We start from the raw sequence: 14,024 nt of genomic DNA, 5'->3' as shown, positions 1-14,024 counted from the left end.
TAAGGTTCCATTTGAAACCATATCAAGGGGAAACGCATCTTGGGCAGTTCTCATGCGCCCCACTCGGTCGAAGGCCCTGTTGCCGACCGGCCACAGTGAGGGCCCGCCACACTTTCGCCATATCGCGTTCACCCCACAGCCATGCGAAGTGACTTGAAGGTCATCATCGGCGTCAATCGTGGAACGCCGGTGCCGTTCCGCCGTTGTTCAGCCGCGTCCGCAAGATCAATAAAGCAGAGCCCAACTTCATGTCCGTCGAGACCGCCGTCGCCTCCCTGCCCGCCTCCCTCGCCCGTCCGTCGCGGCGAGCGACCCTGCTGATGATGCCGTTTGCGCTCGCAGGCTGCGTGACGGGCCCTCAGCAGCCCTACGAGGTGGCTTCATCCAGGGGCTACGGCGTCAGCGCCGAATATCTGGCGATGTATGGCGAGCGTCCCGACGAGGAATTCCCGCTGCCGGCGACCGACATCTCGGAGGTGGATCCGCGCTTCCTGCGTCGCGAGGTGTCCTATCCCACCCGCGAGCAGCCGGGCACGATCATCGTCGATACCGACAACAAGTTCCTCTATCTCGTTCGCGAGAACGGCCGCGCGATCCGCTACGGCATCGGCGTCGGCAAGCAGGGCATGTCGTGGCGCGGCCGCGCCACGGTCGCCCGCAAGGCGGCCTGGCCGCGCTGGACGCCGACGGCCGCGATGATCGCCCGCGACCCCGAGAAGAACGGGCCCTGGGCCGGCGGCATGCAGGCGGGCCTCGACAACCCTCTGGGGGCGCGCGCGCTGTATCTCTACCAGGGCAACAAGGACACGATGTACCGCATCCATGGCACGACCGAGCCCTGGTCGATCGGCCAGTCCGTGTCGAGCGGCTGCATCCGGCTGTTCAACCAGGATATCATCGACCTGCACAGCCGCGTCCCGACCGGCACGACGGTGGTCGTCCTCAACCGTGGGCAGTTGCTGGCGCCGCAGCAGGGCGAGAGCTTCGACGAGTTCACCTCGGAACCGAGCAGCATCTGACGGCGGCGTCACCGGCGCTGACCTGCGCAAGCCGGGCGGCGCCTTGATACCGTCACAGGCAGGCCCCACCTCTCGTCAGGCGACGCAATCCGCGCCGCCCGACATGAGAGGAGATGACGATGACGCCGCAAGAACGCGACGTGATCGCCGGGATTTTCGACCGCCTGAAACAGGCGGCCAACCAGCCCCGCGACCCCGAGGCTGAAAACTACATCGCCCAGCGGCTGCGCGATCAGCCCTACGCTCCCTATGCGATGGCCCAGGCGGTCTATGTCCAGGAGACCGCCCTGACCAACCTGCAGGCGCAGGTCGAGGAGCTGCAGGCCCAGCTGCGGGACCTCGAGAGCCGTCAGCCGGCCGAAACCCCGGCGCAGAACGGGGGCTTCCTGTCGGGCATCTTCGGCGGCGGTGCCGCGGCGCCGCGGCCGCGCTCCGTGCCGTCCTTCCCGCAGCGGGCGGCGCCCGAGGGCGCAAGCGCGGCGTGGTCGGGCCAGCGCCCGGGCATGATGGCAGCCGCGCCCGGTGCTCAGCCGGGACCGGGCATGCCGCCGGGACCGGGCCAGCAGCAGCCAGGCCCCTGGAACAATGCGGCGGCGCAGGCTCCGGGCCGTGGCGGCGGCTTCATGGCGACGGCCCTCACCACGGCGGCCGGCGTCGCGGGCGGCATGATGCTCGGCAGCGTGCTCAGCAACGCCTTCGGCGGCGGAGCGGCGAAGGCTGCGGAGGCCAAGCCGGCCGAGGCGGCCGGCGAAGCGTCGGGAAGCGGCACCGAAGCGCAACCCGCCGCCTATGACGACGGCTCGTCGAACGAGGCGAGCTATCAGCAGGCCGCCCATGGCGACGCGCAGGATGCCGGCTACGACGACGGCTCCAGCATGTTCGACGGCGGCGACGACGAGAGCTGGGCCTGACGCGGCGCAGCCGTCTCAACCGGCGATCACAGGACACCCACCCGGCCCGCGCCGGGTGGGTTTTCCTTTGCTGGACCGCGGCTCAGATCACCAGGACCTTGGCGCCGACCCGGACGCGCTCGTAGAGGTCCTGGACGTCGTCATTGGTCATGCGGATGCAGCCCGAGGAGACCGCCTGGCCGATCGTATGCGGCTCGTTCGTACCGTGGATGCGATAGAGCGAGGATCCGAGATAGAGGGCGCGCGCGCCCATCGGGTTCTCGGGCCCGCCCGGCATGAAGCGCGGCAGATCGGGCCGGCGCTTCAGCATTTCCGGCGGCGGCGTCCAGTTCGGCCACTCGGCCTTGCGGCTGACGGTCTTCATGCCGGCCCAGGAGAAGCCCGGCCGGCCGACGCCGACGCCGTAGCGCAGCGCGCGCCCGTTCGGCTGGACGAGGAACAGAAAGCGCTGGGGCGTGTCGATGATGATCGTGCCGGGCCTGTGCGGCCCGTCATAGGCGACCTCCTGCTTGCGGAAGCGGGGGTCGATGACGCGCTCGATCGGGCGCTCCATCTCGAGCGGCTGGCCGAGCGCCGCGACACGGCGTCCATTAGGGGCCGAGGGGCCGGCGGACTGGCCGAAGGGATCGGCCTCGTAGCCGGCGGCAGGACGAGCGCTGTGGCCATAGGCCGACGCGCCGGGCCGGTTGTAGACCACGCCTCCCCGCGGGCTCGGGTCCCGTCCGGTCATCAGCAGCTCGATGAAACCACCGCCATACTGGCCACGCGGCGACGAGGCGGTCGTCATCGGATCGGGATAGCCCTGGGCCCGGGATGGCGCTGGGCCGGCCAGCGCGCCTGCGAGCACGAGCAACGAGACGGACAAAACGGGACGCATGACACAAACACCTCGGCAGCGATGGAGCGAAGCCTGAGGCGCCTGATTAAAAGGAATGGTGAATCCTTATGGTTTCCGAAAGCTTTGCTGTACCGATCCATCGAATTCGACGGATTAACCTTATCATCGCCCCAAAAGACAGGGTGAAGGAAAGGTTTCCGGCGCCTGACCGATCGCGCGGTCAGGCGCCGCGGGCGCGGCGGGACGCCCACCGCAGCCGCAGCAGCGTCCGTGAGCGTGCCACGTCGCAGGCCAGGATCACGGCGCCATAAACCAGCGCGCCGATGGCGACCTGGAGGGCCAGTTCGGCCGCGGCGGGCAGGCGCCCCTGCAGCGGCCAGATCGCCAGCGCCATCAGGGCGACCGCCAGGAGGATCGCGCCACAGTCCCGCAGAGATGGCATCGCCGGCAGGATCCGTAGCGCCGCCACCGCCGTGATGGCGAGCACGACGAGGAACGCCGCCATCTGCGCCAGCGCATAGGCAGATGGCTGTCCTGCCCCGAAGGCGGTGAGCACCGCGACATTGACGAGGAGGGCGACCAGCGCCGCCAGCGTCGTCACCAGCGTGCGCTTCTCGAGCAGGAAGACCGGGTAGAGCCCCGCCTGGAAGATGGTGAGCGCGACGAAGCCGGGCAGCAGCGGCGCCATATAGGCGGAGAAGCGGCCCTGGAAGCTCGGCGGCACCAGCAGACGGTCGAAAGCCGGCAGCGCCAGCGCGAAGCCGACGGCTGCCGGCAGCGCCACGGCCAGCACGATCACCAGGTTGGCGGCGATCCGACGCTGCGCGGCGCGCCGGCCGCGGGTTTCGTCGAGCCGGATGACCTCGCGCAGGAGCACGATCTCGAGCGTTGCGCCCAGCGTTCCGAACAGGCGCAAGCCCATGTCCGAGGCCAGCGAGAAATAGCCCGCCTCGGCGAAGCCATGGGCGCCCGCCAGCAGCGAGCGGTTCATCAGCGGGATCAGCGAATAGATCGCGTTGCCCGCGACAATCGGCAGCGCATAGCGCGCGAAGGTCCAGGCGAGATCCGCCCGGCCCGCCTTCAGCGACAGCGGCGCATCGGCCAGCCGGCGCCGGACGGACACCAGCGCCACGGCCGCGCTGATCAGTCCGCCCAGCAGAACCACGGTCGGGTCCCGGGTCAGCCAGGCGCCGCCCACCATCAGGACGAGGGCGAGCAGGTTCTTGACGATCACCAGCCGGGCATAGGCCGCATCGAGGAACCGCGCCCGGGCGATGGCGCCATGATAATCGAAGAGGCCGGCCCCGATGCCGGCCAGCACGGCGGCCGAGAGCATCATCGCCGGCAGGCGCAGGTCGAACCCCGCCACCACGGCGACGACGAGCAGCGCGCAGAGTGTGATGCTGACGCCGGCGACGAGCAGGTCCAGCGTCGCGCGGATCTCCGGCTCGGTCTCGCGGCTGCGCAGCGAATAGAAGCGCACGGCCGAGAGCCTGATCCAGTCCATCATCGCGGTGTTGACCAGGACGATGATGGCGGCGCCGATCGCATAGCGGCCGAATTCCGAAGGCCCGAGGAAAAAGGCGATCAGCAGCCCGAGAACGAAGTTCAACGCGGCGTTGACGACGAAAGGCAGAAGGACCGTCATCGCGTCTCGATCATGCGTCCCGAGGCCCCGGTGTCGTCCAGCCGTGTCGGCGGGGCCGACTCAGGCCTTCCGCGCCGCCGTGGCGCCGCACTGGCGTAGCGGCAGCGAAGCGATTTTCCAAGCAGGGGCCGGCTTTTGCGCGCGCGCCGGCATCGCGACATCGGGCATTGGCAATTTGACAATCATTTGCCGCGAACCTGAGGCATCGGACCGCGTTGGGACGGCAACGGCCCTGTACAGAGACGGATCGATGAACACGGCACCTCTTCAGCAACTGGTCTACACCTCCATCTACCGCGCCGGTCGGGTCGACAGCGAGTTGCAGGCGCTGCGCGCGATTCTGGCGGTGTCGCGCCGCAACAATCTCGCCGCCGGCGTCACCGGCTTCCTGATCTTCGACCGCGACAGCTTCGTGCAGGTCCTGGAAGGGCCCCGCGAGGCGCTCGACGCGACGATGGCCCGCATCGCCCAGGACGACCGGCATCGGGACGTCGCGGTGATCGACATCCGCCCGATCAGCGAGCGCGTCTTCCAGGCCTGGACGATGGGGGGCTGTCGCCGGACCCCGCAGCAGCAGCCGATCTTCGCCGCTCACGGCATCCCGGACCGGATCGATCGGACCGAGCTTTCCTTCGAGACGGTCGTGTCCCTGGCTCGGGATCTCAGCACCCAGACGTCGGCGCAGGGCTGAAGTCGCGCCCGATGGGCCTCGCATGCGCGACCCGAATGCCCGGCGGCGGCGCTGCCGCTATCGCCGGGCCGCGGAGCCGGCTATGGCGAGGGCGCCATGACCGCCCAGCTCCTTCCCCTTCGCCCGGCCCGTGACGACGACTCCGCGCCGCTCGCAGCGCTGATCGCCGCGAGCTTCGCCGAATACCCGAACTGTGTCTTCGAATGGGCGGAGTTCCCCGAGCTGCGCCAGCCGGCCAGCCACTTCGCCGCGAAGGGCGGCCGGCTCTGGGTCGCCGACGCGCCGGAAGGCGGGATCGCCGCCTCGCTCGGCGCCACGCCGGTCCCCGCGCAGAACGCGGTCGAGATCACCAAGGTCTATGCCGCTCCCGCCTTCCGCGGCTCGGGCCTGGCGCAGGCCCTCTTCGGCGAGGCGCTGCGCTTTGCCCGCGACGGCGGGTTCGAGGCGATGATGCTGTGGTCGGACACGCGCTTCGCGCGCGGGCATCGCTTCTACGAGAAGCTGGGCTTCCGGCGCTGGCCCGGCGAGCGCTACCTCGCCGACGTGTCCGAAACCTGGGAGTTCCATTTCCGGCTCGACCTGCGCGGCGCGCCATGAGCCTCAGCCCCGCCCTGCGCGCCCTGCTCGGCATCGCGCTGCTCACCGTCATGGATGCGGTGATCAAGGCGCAGATGCAGGAGCATTCCTTCATCGTGGCGCTGTTCATGCGCTTCGCGATGGGCGGCGTCTGCGCGCTCGTGGTGCTCGCCATTGCGCGGCCGCCCGTGCCGACACGCGCCAGCGTGATCGGCAACAGCGTGCGCGTGCCGGTCGTGGTGCTGACGGCGGGCAGCTTCTTTTACTCGATCTCGGTCCTGCCGCTGGCGGAGGCGCTGACGCTCGCCTTCCTCGCGCCCGTCTTCGTGGCGCTTCTCGGCGGGGTTCTGCTCAAGGAAAAGATGGATGCGCGGATCTGGCAGGCGCTCGGCTTCGGCGTGGCGGGCATGCTCGTCATGGTCTGGCCGCGGCTGCAGGGGCAGGTCAGCGGCGCCGGGCTCGGCGTGGCCGCCGCCCTGTTCTCGGCCGTGGCCTATGCCTTCAACCTGATCCTGCTGCGGCGCATCGCGCTGAAGGAGCATCCCGCGGTCATCGTCGCCTTCCAGAACTGCGGGCCGGCCCTGCTGCTGGCGGTGCCCGCCGCGCTCGTCTTCGTGCCGCTGAGCGCCGCCGATCTCCTGATCTATCTCGCGGCGGGCGCGCTCGGGGTCGCCGGCCATCTGACCCTGACCTCGGCCTTCGCGCGGGCGGAAGCCTCGCGTCTGGCGCCGCTGGAATACACCGCGCTGATCTGGGCGAGCCTGCTCGGCTATGTCTTCTTCGACGAGGTGCCGCTGATCACCACCTATGCGGGCGCGGTGCTGATCGTCGCGGGCGCGATCGCGATCAGCCGGCGTTGAGGCGGCTCACCGCGGCGCCCGCGCCGGAAAGATCACGCAGGTCTCGGTGCCATGCGCGAGCAGCTTGCCGCGCGCGTCGAGCAGCCGGCCCTCGCTGGTCGCCACCGTGCCGCCGCGGTGGATGACCTTGCCCTCACAGCGCACGATGCCGCTCTCGGGCATGACCGGGCGGACATAGTTCAGCTTCATCTCCAGGGTGGTGTAGCCCTCGCCGGGCTTCAGCGTCGCATGGGTGGCGCAGGCCATTGCGGAATCGAGGATCGTCGCGGTCCAGCCGCCATGGACCGTGCCGAGCGGGTTGAAGAAGCGCGCCGAGGGACGCCCGGTGAAGACCACCCTGCCCTCCTCCACCTCGACAAGATCGAGATCCATCGCATCGGCAAAGGGCGGGCCAGGATGGCGGCCCTCGATCATGCCGCGCAGGAAATCGAGGCCGCTGCCTGCCAGCAGCGTCTCCCGCGATACCACTCCGACGTCGCGCGCCATGGCCGGCCCTCAATTTCGTGTATCTACACGATAAGGGCTCGCCCGAGGCTCGGTCAAGCCGTCGTCAGCCGGCTCCGCGCGCCACGCGCCGCAGCGCCTTGAGACGGTCGCGCATATGGCTCCAGTCGTCCTTGCCGAGCCCGCCCTCGATCCTCTCCTGCGCGGCGCGCCAGTGCGGGATTGCCGCGTCGATGGCGGCTCGCCCCTTCGGCGTCACGCCATAGATCGACGCCCTGCCCTTGCAGGCGACCGGCTCGATCAGCCCCTCCGCCGCGAGCAGCTGGAGATTCCGGGTCAGAGAGGTGCGCTCCAGCGCGAAGCGCTCCGCCAGTTCGGTGACCGAGCGCCAGGCGCCGGTGCTCAGCGCCGAGAGCAGCACGAACTGGGTGATCTTCAGCCCGCTCGAGCGCATCGCCTCGTCATAGGCGCGGGTGACGGCGCGCGCCGTCATCCGCACATGTAGCGCGACGCAGGTGCGGGCGATGTCGTCGAGGAGCTCAGGCGTGGCGGGCGACGGATCGGGGGTGGTCATGGTGCCATGGTAGCGCCTTCCGCCCGGCTTGGCAGCCGCCAAGTCCTGGAGCCGGGTCCGGACTCCCCCGCATTCACCATCAGCGTCCGAGGGCGCGTCATTCCCGTGGTTGTTTTCTTGACTCCGGGAGGGGGCAGCCCTATCTCCGCGCCATCGGTTAGCACTCGCCCATGGGGACTGCTAACAGATACCCGCGCGGGCGGATCCTGAGGCCCGCATCGAATTTGTACCGAGAGGAAGACAGAACCATGAAGTTCCGTCCGCTGCATGACCGCGTTGTGGTCCGCCGCCTTGATGGCGAAGAGAAGACCAAGGGTGGCATCATCATCCCCGACACCGCCAAGGAGAAGCCGCAGGAGGGCGAGATCGTCGCCGTCGGCCCCGGCGCCCGTGACGAAGCCGGCAAGCTCGTGGCCCTGGACGTCAAGAAGGGCGACCGCGTCCTTTTCGGCAAGTGGTCCGGCACCGAGGTGAAGATCGATGGTCAGGACCTCCTGATCATGAAGGAATCCGACATCATGGGCGTCATCGGCTGATAGCCGCCTGACTTTCCCTTTCCGTTTGCATTCCAAGGAGTAGCTCTCATGGCTGCCAAAGAAGTCCGCTTTTCCACCGATGCGCGCGACAAGATGCTGCGCGGCGTCGACATCCTCGCCAACGCGGTCAAGGTCACGCTCGGTCCCAAGGGCCGCAACGTCGTGATCGAGAAGTCGTTCGGCGCTCCCCGCATCACCAAGGACGGCGTCACCGTCGCCAAGGAGATCGAGCTCGCCGACAAGTTCGAGAACATGGGCGCCCAGATGGTTCGCGAAGTCGCGTCCCGTCAGAACGACCATGCCGGCGACGGCACCACGACCGCCACGGTCCTGGCCCAGGCCATCGTCCGTGAGGGCGCCAAGTCGGTTGCGGCCGGCATGAACCCGATGGACCTGAAGCGCGGCATCGATCTCGCCGTCGAGGCGATCGTCGCCGACCTCAAGAAGAACTCGAAGAAGGTCACCTCGAACGCCGAAGTCGCGCAGGTCGGCACGATCTCCGCCAACGGCGACGAGTCGGTCGGCAAGATGATCTCGACCGCCATGCAGAAGGTCGGCAACGAGGGTGTCATCACCGTCGAGGAGGCCAAGACCGCCGAGACCGAGCTCGACGTCGTCGAGGGCATGCAGTTCGACCGCGGCTACCTCTCGCCCTACTTCATCACCAACTCGGAGAAGATGGTCGCCGAGCTGGAAGACCCCTACATCCTGATCTTCGAGAAGAAGCTGTCCTCGCTCCAGGCGATGCTGCCGATCCTCGAGGCCGTGGTGCAGACCGGCAAGCCGCTGCTCATCATCGCCGAGGACGTCGAGGGCGAGGCTCTCGCCACGCTCGTCGTCAACAAGCTCCGTGGCGGCCTGAAGGTCGCGGCCGTCAAGGCTCCGGGCTTCGGTGACCGCCGCAAGGCCATGCTCGAGGACATCTCGATCCTGACCGCCGGCCAGATGATCTCGGAAGACCTCGGCATCAAGCTCGAGACCGTGACCCTCCAGATGCTCGGCCGCGCCAAGAAGGTGCGCATCGAGAAGGAGAACACCACGATCATCGACGGCGCCGGCAAGAAGAAGGACATCGAGGCCCGCGTTTCGCAGATCAAGGCGCAGATCGAGGAGACCACCTCGGACTACGACCGCGAGAAGCTCCAGGAGCGTCTGGCCAAGCTCGCCGGCGGCGTCGCGGTCATCCGCGTCGGCGGCGCGACCGAGGTCGAGGTCAAGGAGAAGAAGGACCGCGTCGACGACGCCCTGAACGCCACCCGCGCTGCGGTGGAAGAGGGCATCCTGCCGGGCGGCGGCGTCGCTCTGCTGCGCGCGCTCTCCTCGGTCAAGTCGCTCAAGACCCAGAACGACGACCAGAAGACCGGCGTCGAGATCGTCCGCAAGGCGATCATGGCCCCGGCCCGTCAGATCGTCGACAACGCCGGCGGTGACGGCGCGGTCGTGATCGGCAAGCTGCTCGAGTCGAAGGACTACGCCTGGGGCTACAACGCCCAGACCGGCGAGTACGGCGATCTGGTCAAGGCCGGCATCATCGACCCGACCAAGGTCGTGCGCACCGCCATCCAGGACGCCGCTTCGATCGCGGGCCTGCTGATCACCACCGAGGCGATGATCGCGGAGCTCCCGAAGAAGGACTCCCCGATGCCCCCGATGGGCGGCGGCGGCATGGGCGGCATGGACTTCTGATCCAGTCCCCTTCGCTATCAGCGAAAATATGGGAAGGCCCGGCGCAAGCCGGGCCTTTTCTTTGAGCGGAGGCAGGCGGCGCGGCCGTTGCGTCACACCAGCGACATCGCTCCGTAACGGCAGCGACGCAGAACCAGCGCATGACGACGCCTTCCCACTCGCCGGAGGCCACCCATGCTCACGCGCCGCTCCCTTCTCGCCGGCTTCGGCGGTTCCTTGACCCTGCCGGCTTTGACCCTGCCGGCCTTCGCCCAGGCGGACTGGCGCCAGACCATCAAGGAAATCCGCTTCGGCGTGTCCTCGGCCGAGAACGAAGCGGCCGCGCTGGCCCGCACCCAGCCGGTCATCGACTACCTGACCAAGGCGCTCGGCGTGCCGGTCAAGCTCTACCGGGTCAGCGACTATGCCGGCCTCGTCGAGGCGATGCGCGCCGACCAGCTCGAATTCTCGCGCTTCGGACCCGCCGTCTATTCGCTCGGCCGGCGCGTGCTCGGCGACAAGCTGCAGCCGCTGTTCCGCGACGTCGACAACAACGGCCAGGAGGGCTATTTTTCCGTCATCGTCGTGCGCGCCGACAGCCCCTACCGGACCGTCGCCGATCTCAAGGGCAAGAATTTCGCCTTCGCCGACCCCAACTCGACCTCCGGCTACGCCTTCCCGTCCTATTATCTGCGCAAGCAGGGGTTCGATCCGGCCACGCATTTCAGCGGCACGGTCTTCTCCGGCAGCCATGACAATTCGGTGCTCGCGCTGGTGCGCGGCCAGTTTGAGGCCGTCGCGACCTTCCAGGTCAACGAAAACTCCGGCGTGGTGCAGCGGCTGGCCAACAAGGGGATGATCCCGCAGGGCTCGACGCGCGTGATCTGGACCTCCCCCTTGATCCCGGCGAGCCCGTTCTCGACCCGGGCCAATCTGCCCGAAGGCCTGAAGCGCGACTTCGTCGCGGCGATGATGGCGATGAAGACCGCTGCTCCCGAGGTCTTCAGGACCTTCACCGACGGCCAGGTCTCGACCTATGCCCCGGCGAAGCACGAGGACTATCTCGACGTCATCGCCGTGACCGAAGAACTGGACGCACGCCGCAAGCAGAAGCCCGGCGGCTGAACCGCCTCCTTTCGCCGACACGGCCAGGCCCGGCTCGCGCCGGGCCTGTTTCATTGCGGCGGGCCCATCGCGGCATGACAATTTGCTCATCTTGACGCTGCGCCATTGAACGGCCGCATCGGCTGCGACATGGTCGGGGCCGCGGCTTCTCCGCGATTCCAGCTCTGATCAGGACCTGCCGATGCGCAAGTTGAGTTTCGCCGTCGCCCTGCTTGCCGTCGTGGCGCTCGTCACAGGCCAGCAGAGCGGCAACGCCGGCACGATCGGGATGGGCGTCGTCGGTGCTCTGCTGGCAGCGGCGCTGTATCGCTCGACCGAGATCGCCTTCTTCCTGAAGATCTTCTCCGGCATCTTCGGCACCGAATTCGTGGTCTTCGGCGGCGGCGCGCTGCTGGCGCAGGCGGGGCTCTGGCCGAAGGACTGGATGGCGGTCGCCCCGCCGGCGAGCCTGGCGACCACGGTCGCGGTCTTCGGCATCCTGATCTACGCGATCTCGTTTGCCCCTGTGGTCCAACGGATCGCGCGGATTTCGTCGCCCTATTTTCTCTCCGACGTCTCGACCGAGGCCAATCTCTGGCTGCTCGGCCGCTACCGGGTGAGGCTCGGCCGGCTCGCGGTGGCGCTGATCGTCTTCCTCGTGGTGCTCAACCAGGCGCAGGTCGGCATCGCGCTGAGGCTGAATTTCTTCTACCGCGACTTCTACAACGCGCTGCAGAACTACGATGTCCAGGCGTTCTGGTATCAGCTGATCTGGGTGTTCGGTGTCTGGGCGACGATTTCGGTCATCAGCAACCTGGTCGAGATCGTCGGGCAGTCGGTCCTGCTGATCCGCTGGCGCGAATACATGGCCGCCGACTACAACAGCCGCTGGCTGTCGAGCGGCGCGCATTACCGCATGTCGCTGGCCGGAACCGCCGACAATCCCGACCAGCGCATCGCCGAAGACACGCGCGCCTTCCTCAACCAGACCTACGCCTTCTCGCTGACGCTGCTCACGCAGGTGTCGACGCTGGTCTCGTTCTCGATCATCCTCTGGTCGCTGCCCGTGACGATCAAGGTGCCGGGCACCGACATCATCATTCCCGGCTTCATCTTCTGGGCGACGTTCCTGTATGCGGCACTGGCGACCTGGATCACGCATCTGATCGGCCGCCACCTGATCCCGCTCGAATTCGAGCAGGAGCGGCGCGAGGCGGATTTCCGCTTCTCGATGGCGCGCCTGCGCGAATATTCGGAACAGATCGCCTCGATGCGCGGCGAGAAGGCCGAGTTGCAGCATCTCGGCCAGCGCTTCCGCGCCATCGTGGCCAATTTCTTCGAGCTGATGTGGCGCAAGCTGAAGATCACGAGCTTCACGCTGTCCTACAACCAGGCCAATGTCGTCATCCCGTTCCTGCTGCTGGCCCCCGGCTACTTCGCCAAGGAGTTCCAGCTGGGCACCCTGACGCAGACCTCCTCGGCGTTCGGCCGGGTCGAGTCGGCGCTCTCCTTCATCATCAACAGCTACCAGTCGATCGCGTCCTACCTCGCTTCGATCAACCGTCTCACGAGCTTCGAGACCGCGATCGCACAGGCGCAGGCGGCCGGTGTCGGTGACAAGACGATCCACCGCGAGCGCGCGCCCGATCGCAACGTGCATGTCGGCGGCGCGGTGCTGACGCTGCCCAATGGCGCGCCGATCGTGCGCGTCGACAGTCTCGATCTCGGCCAGGCGCGGCGGACGCTGCTGATCGGGCCATCGGGCTCGGGCAAATCGACGCTGTTTCGGGCGATTGCCGGCATCTGGCCGTTCGGCGAGGGCCGCGTCGGCATTCCCGCCGACGCCGAGGTCATGCTGCTGCCGCAGCGCCCCTACCTGCCGCAGGGCACGCTGCGCGCTGCGATGGCGTATCCGGCGGAAGCCGACGCCTATGACGACGCGGCGATCCGCGCCGCGATGGAGAAGGTCAAGCTCGGCCATCTGCAGGACCGGCTCGACGAGATCGATCTCTGGGGCCAGCGCCTGTCGGGCGGCGAGCAGCAGCGGCTGGCGGTGGCGCGGGCACTGCTGGCGAAACCCGACTGGCTGTTCCTCGACGAGGCGACCGCCTCGCTCGACGAGAAGCTGGAGGGCGAACTCTACGCCACCATCGACACGGCCCTGCCGCAGACCCGCGTGGTCTCGATCGGCCATCGCTCGACCCTGCGCGAGATGCACGATGCGGTGGTGACGATGGAGCCGAATCCGGACGGCACCTATACGCCGCGCATGACGGCGAAGCTGCCGGCGGAGGCGTGAACGGCGCCTTGGCTTGAGACCCAAGCCGTCATCTTGGGCGACCGAAGGTCGTCCCGGGATGACGGTCGAGGATCGGGCGAGGCCGCGTCAGAAGCCGCGGTCGAAGCGCAGTTCGCCGGCCGCGCCCTTCAGGACGAGCTTGCCCTCGACGAGGTCCCAGTTGCGGGTGCCGCGCAGGGCCGTGAGAAAGGCGCGCTCGAACTCCGACTGGCCTTTGTCGCAGGTGCGCTTGGTCAGCGCGAGCGGGCCGACCGCAAAGCCCTGCGAGCGCAGCGGATAGGCCGAGGCCGAGAAGGTGTTGCAGCCGCCGAAGCCCGTTCCGCGCAGATTGGCGTCCACCTGCAGCGTGGCGCGGCGGTCGGCGATCGACTTGCCGTTCAGCGAGACGGCGGTCCAGGAGGCCCCGAGCGGGAAGGTCTTTTCCTGCTGCTGCTGGACGGCCGGAGCCTGCTGCCCGAGTTCCTCGCGCGACGGCATCTGCTGGCGGCGCTGGGCCTGCGCATCGCTCGGCATCAGCACGGGCGCGGCTATGGCGGCGAGGATGGCGGCATAGCCAAGGCGTCGAATCATGATCGTCTTACCCGGTCGTCGAACCTGAAATTTCCGCGCGACCCTAACGCATCGCCGGCCTCGTGGGAAAGCGCGTAGCCGCCTATCGCGCCGCGATCAACCGCGAAGCTGCGCCACCCTGCCGTCCCGGACCCGTCATCGCCGGCGACGATGTCGAAACGATGGGCGGCGGAGCTGATTTTTGTGTCCGCGGCCGCATCCACTGGCCGGTCGACAGCGTATCGCCTCACACGTCCACGTGACGTCGTCCAGCGGACGGCTTCATCCCCCCGGAGCCGTCAGCGACCGG

The 14,024-nt window shown here is 68.1% G+C and carries 14 protein-coding genes; 9 read left to right on the top strand and 5 right to left on the bottom strand.

Annotated features, from left to right (window positions below):
* The first annotated feature begins 248 nt into the window (after positions 1–248).
* Positions 249–1,019: a L,D-transpeptidase gene (locus tag BSY19_RS12225; RefSeq protein WP_069057040.1), complete on the top strand. Its 771-nt coding sequence runs from the start codon at positions 249–251 to the stop codon at positions 1,017–1,019.
* 119 nt (positions 1,020–1,138) lie between these two features.
* Positions 1,139–1,930 (top strand): DUF2076 domain-containing protein, encoded by a 792-nt coding sequence (locus BSY19_RS12220; RefSeq protein WP_069057039.1) that lies wholly within the window; start codon positions 1,139–1,141, stop codon positions 1,928–1,930.
* Positions 1,931–2,012: 82 nt separating this feature from the next.
* On the opposite strand, the gene BSY19_RS12215 is transcribed toward BSY19_RS12220, so the two are convergent.
* On the bottom strand, positions 2,013–2,807 hold the full coding sequence (locus tag BSY19_RS12215) for a L,D-transpeptidase (RefSeq protein ID WP_083247559.1): 795 nt from the start codon (positions 2,805–2,807) through the stop codon (positions 2,013–2,015).
* Between the two features lie 181 nt (positions 2,808–2,988).
* Positions 2,989–4,416, bottom strand: coding sequence for a lipopolysaccharide biosynthesis protein (locus BSY19_RS12210; protein WP_069054413.1), 1,428 nt, complete (start codon positions 4,414–4,416; stop codon positions 2,989–2,991).
* A gap of 250 nt (positions 4,417–4,666) precedes the next feature.
* Here BSY19_RS12210 and BSY19_RS12205 point away from each other — a divergent pair, with 250 nt between their 5' ends.
* From BSY19_RS12205 to BSY19_RS12195, 3 genes are all read left to right on the top strand, one after another.
* Positions 4,667–5,107, top strand: a complete 441-nt coding sequence (locus tag BSY19_RS12205) for a BLUF domain-containing protein (protein ID WP_069054412.1) — start codon at positions 4,667–4,669, stop codon at positions 5,105–5,107.
* A 96-nt stretch (positions 5,108–5,203) separates the two neighbouring features.
* Positions 5,204–5,704 carry a GNAT family N-acetyltransferase gene (locus tag BSY19_RS12200; RefSeq protein WP_069054411.1) on the top strand — a complete coding sequence of 167 codons (501 nt, stop codon included), beginning with the start codon at positions 5,204–5,206 and terminating at the stop codon, positions 5,702–5,704.
* Positions 5,701–6,543: a DMT family transporter gene (locus tag BSY19_RS12195; RefSeq protein ID WP_069054410.1), complete on the top strand. Its 843-nt coding sequence runs from the start codon at positions 5,701–5,703 to the stop codon at positions 6,541–6,543. The genes BSY19_RS12200 and BSY19_RS12195 overlap by 4 nt, the downstream gene beginning before the upstream one ends.
* Before the next feature lie 6 nt (positions 6,544–6,549).
* Here the strand turns inward: BSY19_RS12195 and BSY19_RS12190 are convergent, their stop codons facing one another.
* Complete coding sequence (locus tag BSY19_RS12190; protein WP_069054409.1) at positions 6,550–7,029, bottom strand: PaaI family thioesterase; 480 nt, start codon at positions 7,027–7,029, stop codon at positions 6,550–6,552.
* 64 nt (positions 7,030–7,093) lie between these two features.
* Complete coding sequence (locus BSY19_RS12185) at positions 7,094–7,561, bottom strand: MarR family winged helix-turn-helix transcriptional regulator (RefSeq protein ID WP_083247558.1); 468 nt, start codon at positions 7,559–7,561, stop codon at positions 7,094–7,096.
* Positions 7,562–7,809: 248 nt separating this feature from the next.
* Here BSY19_RS12185 and groES point away from each other — a divergent pair, with 248 nt between their 5' ends.
* The 4 genes from groES to BSY19_RS12165 all read left to right on the top strand — a co-directional run bounded on the left by groES (position 7,810) and on the right by BSY19_RS12165 (position 13,165).
* Positions 7,810–8,097, top strand: a complete 288-nt coding sequence (gene groES, locus BSY19_RS12180) for a co-chaperone GroES (protein ID WP_069054408.1) — start codon at positions 7,810–7,812, stop codon at positions 8,095–8,097.
* A gap of 48 nt (positions 8,098–8,145) precedes the next feature.
* Positions 8,146–9,783: a chaperonin GroEL gene (gene groL / locus BSY19_RS12175; RefSeq protein ID WP_069054407.1), complete on the top strand. Its 1,638-nt coding sequence runs from the start codon at positions 8,146–8,148 to the stop codon at positions 9,781–9,783.
* A gap of 174 nt (positions 9,784–9,957) precedes the next feature.
* Positions 9,958–10,887: a phosphate/phosphite/phosphonate ABC transporter substrate-binding protein gene (gene phnD / locus BSY19_RS12170; protein WP_069054406.1), complete on the top strand. Its 930-nt coding sequence runs from the start codon at positions 9,958–9,960 to the stop codon at positions 10,885–10,887.
* 181 nt (positions 10,888–11,068) lie between these two features.
* The gene (locus tag BSY19_RS12165; RefSeq protein WP_069054405.1) at positions 11,069–13,165 is read left to right on the top strand and encodes an ABC transporter ATP-binding protein/permease; all 2,097 of its coding nucleotides are present in this window, start codon (positions 11,069–11,071) and stop codon (positions 13,163–13,165) included.
* A gap of 87 nt (positions 13,166–13,252) precedes the next feature.
* On the opposite strand, the gene BSY19_RS12160 is transcribed toward BSY19_RS12165, so the two are convergent.
* Entirely contained in the window at positions 13,253–13,735 is a 483-nt protein-coding gene (locus BSY19_RS12160; RefSeq protein ID WP_069054404.1) for an META domain-containing protein, read from the bottom strand.
* Positions 13,736–14,024 lie beyond the last annotated feature (289 nt).

This window comes from Bosea sp. RAC05, assembly GCF_001713455.1.
In the GTDB taxonomy this organism is placed as follows: domain Bacteria; phylum Pseudomonadota; class Alphaproteobacteria; order Rhizobiales; family Beijerinckiaceae; genus Allobosea.
This window is presented reverse-complemented; position numbering and strand designations above follow the sequence as displayed.

Excerpts from the sequence above, each read along its gene's own strand:
- BSY19_RS12225 (WP_069057040.1), top strand. The coding sequence starts at position 249 with ATGTCCGTCGAGACCGCCGTCGCCTCCCTGCCCGCCTCCCTCGCCCGT.
- BSY19_RS12220 (WP_069057039.1), top strand. The coding sequence starts at position 1,139 with ATGACGCCGCAAGAACGCGACGTGATCGCCGGGATTTTCGACCGCCTG.
- BSY19_RS12215 (WP_083247559.1), bottom strand. The coding sequence starts at position 2,807 with ATGCGTCCCGTTTTGTCCGTCTCGTTGCTCGTGCTCGCAGGCGCGCTG.
- BSY19_RS12210 (WP_069054413.1), bottom strand. The coding sequence starts at position 4,416 with ATGACGGTCCTTCTGCCTTTCGTCGTCAACGCCGCGTTGAACTTCGTT.
- BSY19_RS12205 (WP_069054412.1), top strand. The coding sequence starts at position 4,667 with ATGAACACGGCACCTCTTCAGCAACTGGTCTACACCTCCATCTACCGC.
- BSY19_RS12200 (WP_069054411.1), top strand. The coding sequence starts at position 5,204 with ATGACCGCCCAGCTCCTTCCCCTTCGCCCGGCCCGTGACGACGACTCC.
- BSY19_RS12195 (WP_069054410.1), top strand. The coding sequence starts at position 5,701 with ATGAGCCTCAGCCCCGCCCTGCGCGCCCTGCTCGGCATCGCGCTGCTC.
- BSY19_RS12190 (WP_069054409.1), bottom strand. The coding sequence starts at position 7,029 with ATGGCGCGCGACGTCGGAGTGGTATCGCGGGAGACGCTGCTGGCAGGC.
- BSY19_RS12185 (WP_083247558.1), bottom strand. The coding sequence starts at position 7,561 with ATGACCACCCCCGATCCGTCGCCCGCCACGCCTGAGCTCCTCGACGAC.
- groES (WP_069054408.1), top strand. The coding sequence starts at position 7,810 with ATGAAGTTCCGTCCGCTGCATGACCGCGTTGTGGTCCGCCGCCTTGAT.
- groL (WP_069054407.1), top strand. The coding sequence starts at position 8,146 with ATGGCTGCCAAAGAAGTCCGCTTTTCCACCGATGCGCGCGACAAGATG.
- phnD (WP_069054406.1), top strand. The coding sequence starts at position 9,958 with ATGCTCACGCGCCGCTCCCTTCTCGCCGGCTTCGGCGGTTCCTTGACC.
- BSY19_RS12165 (WP_069054405.1), top strand. The coding sequence starts at position 11,069 with ATGCGCAAGTTGAGTTTCGCCGTCGCCCTGCTTGCCGTCGTGGCGCTC.
- BSY19_RS12160 (WP_069054404.1), bottom strand. The coding sequence starts at position 13,735 with ATGATTCGACGCCTTGGCTATGCCGCCATCCTCGCCGCCATAGCCGCG.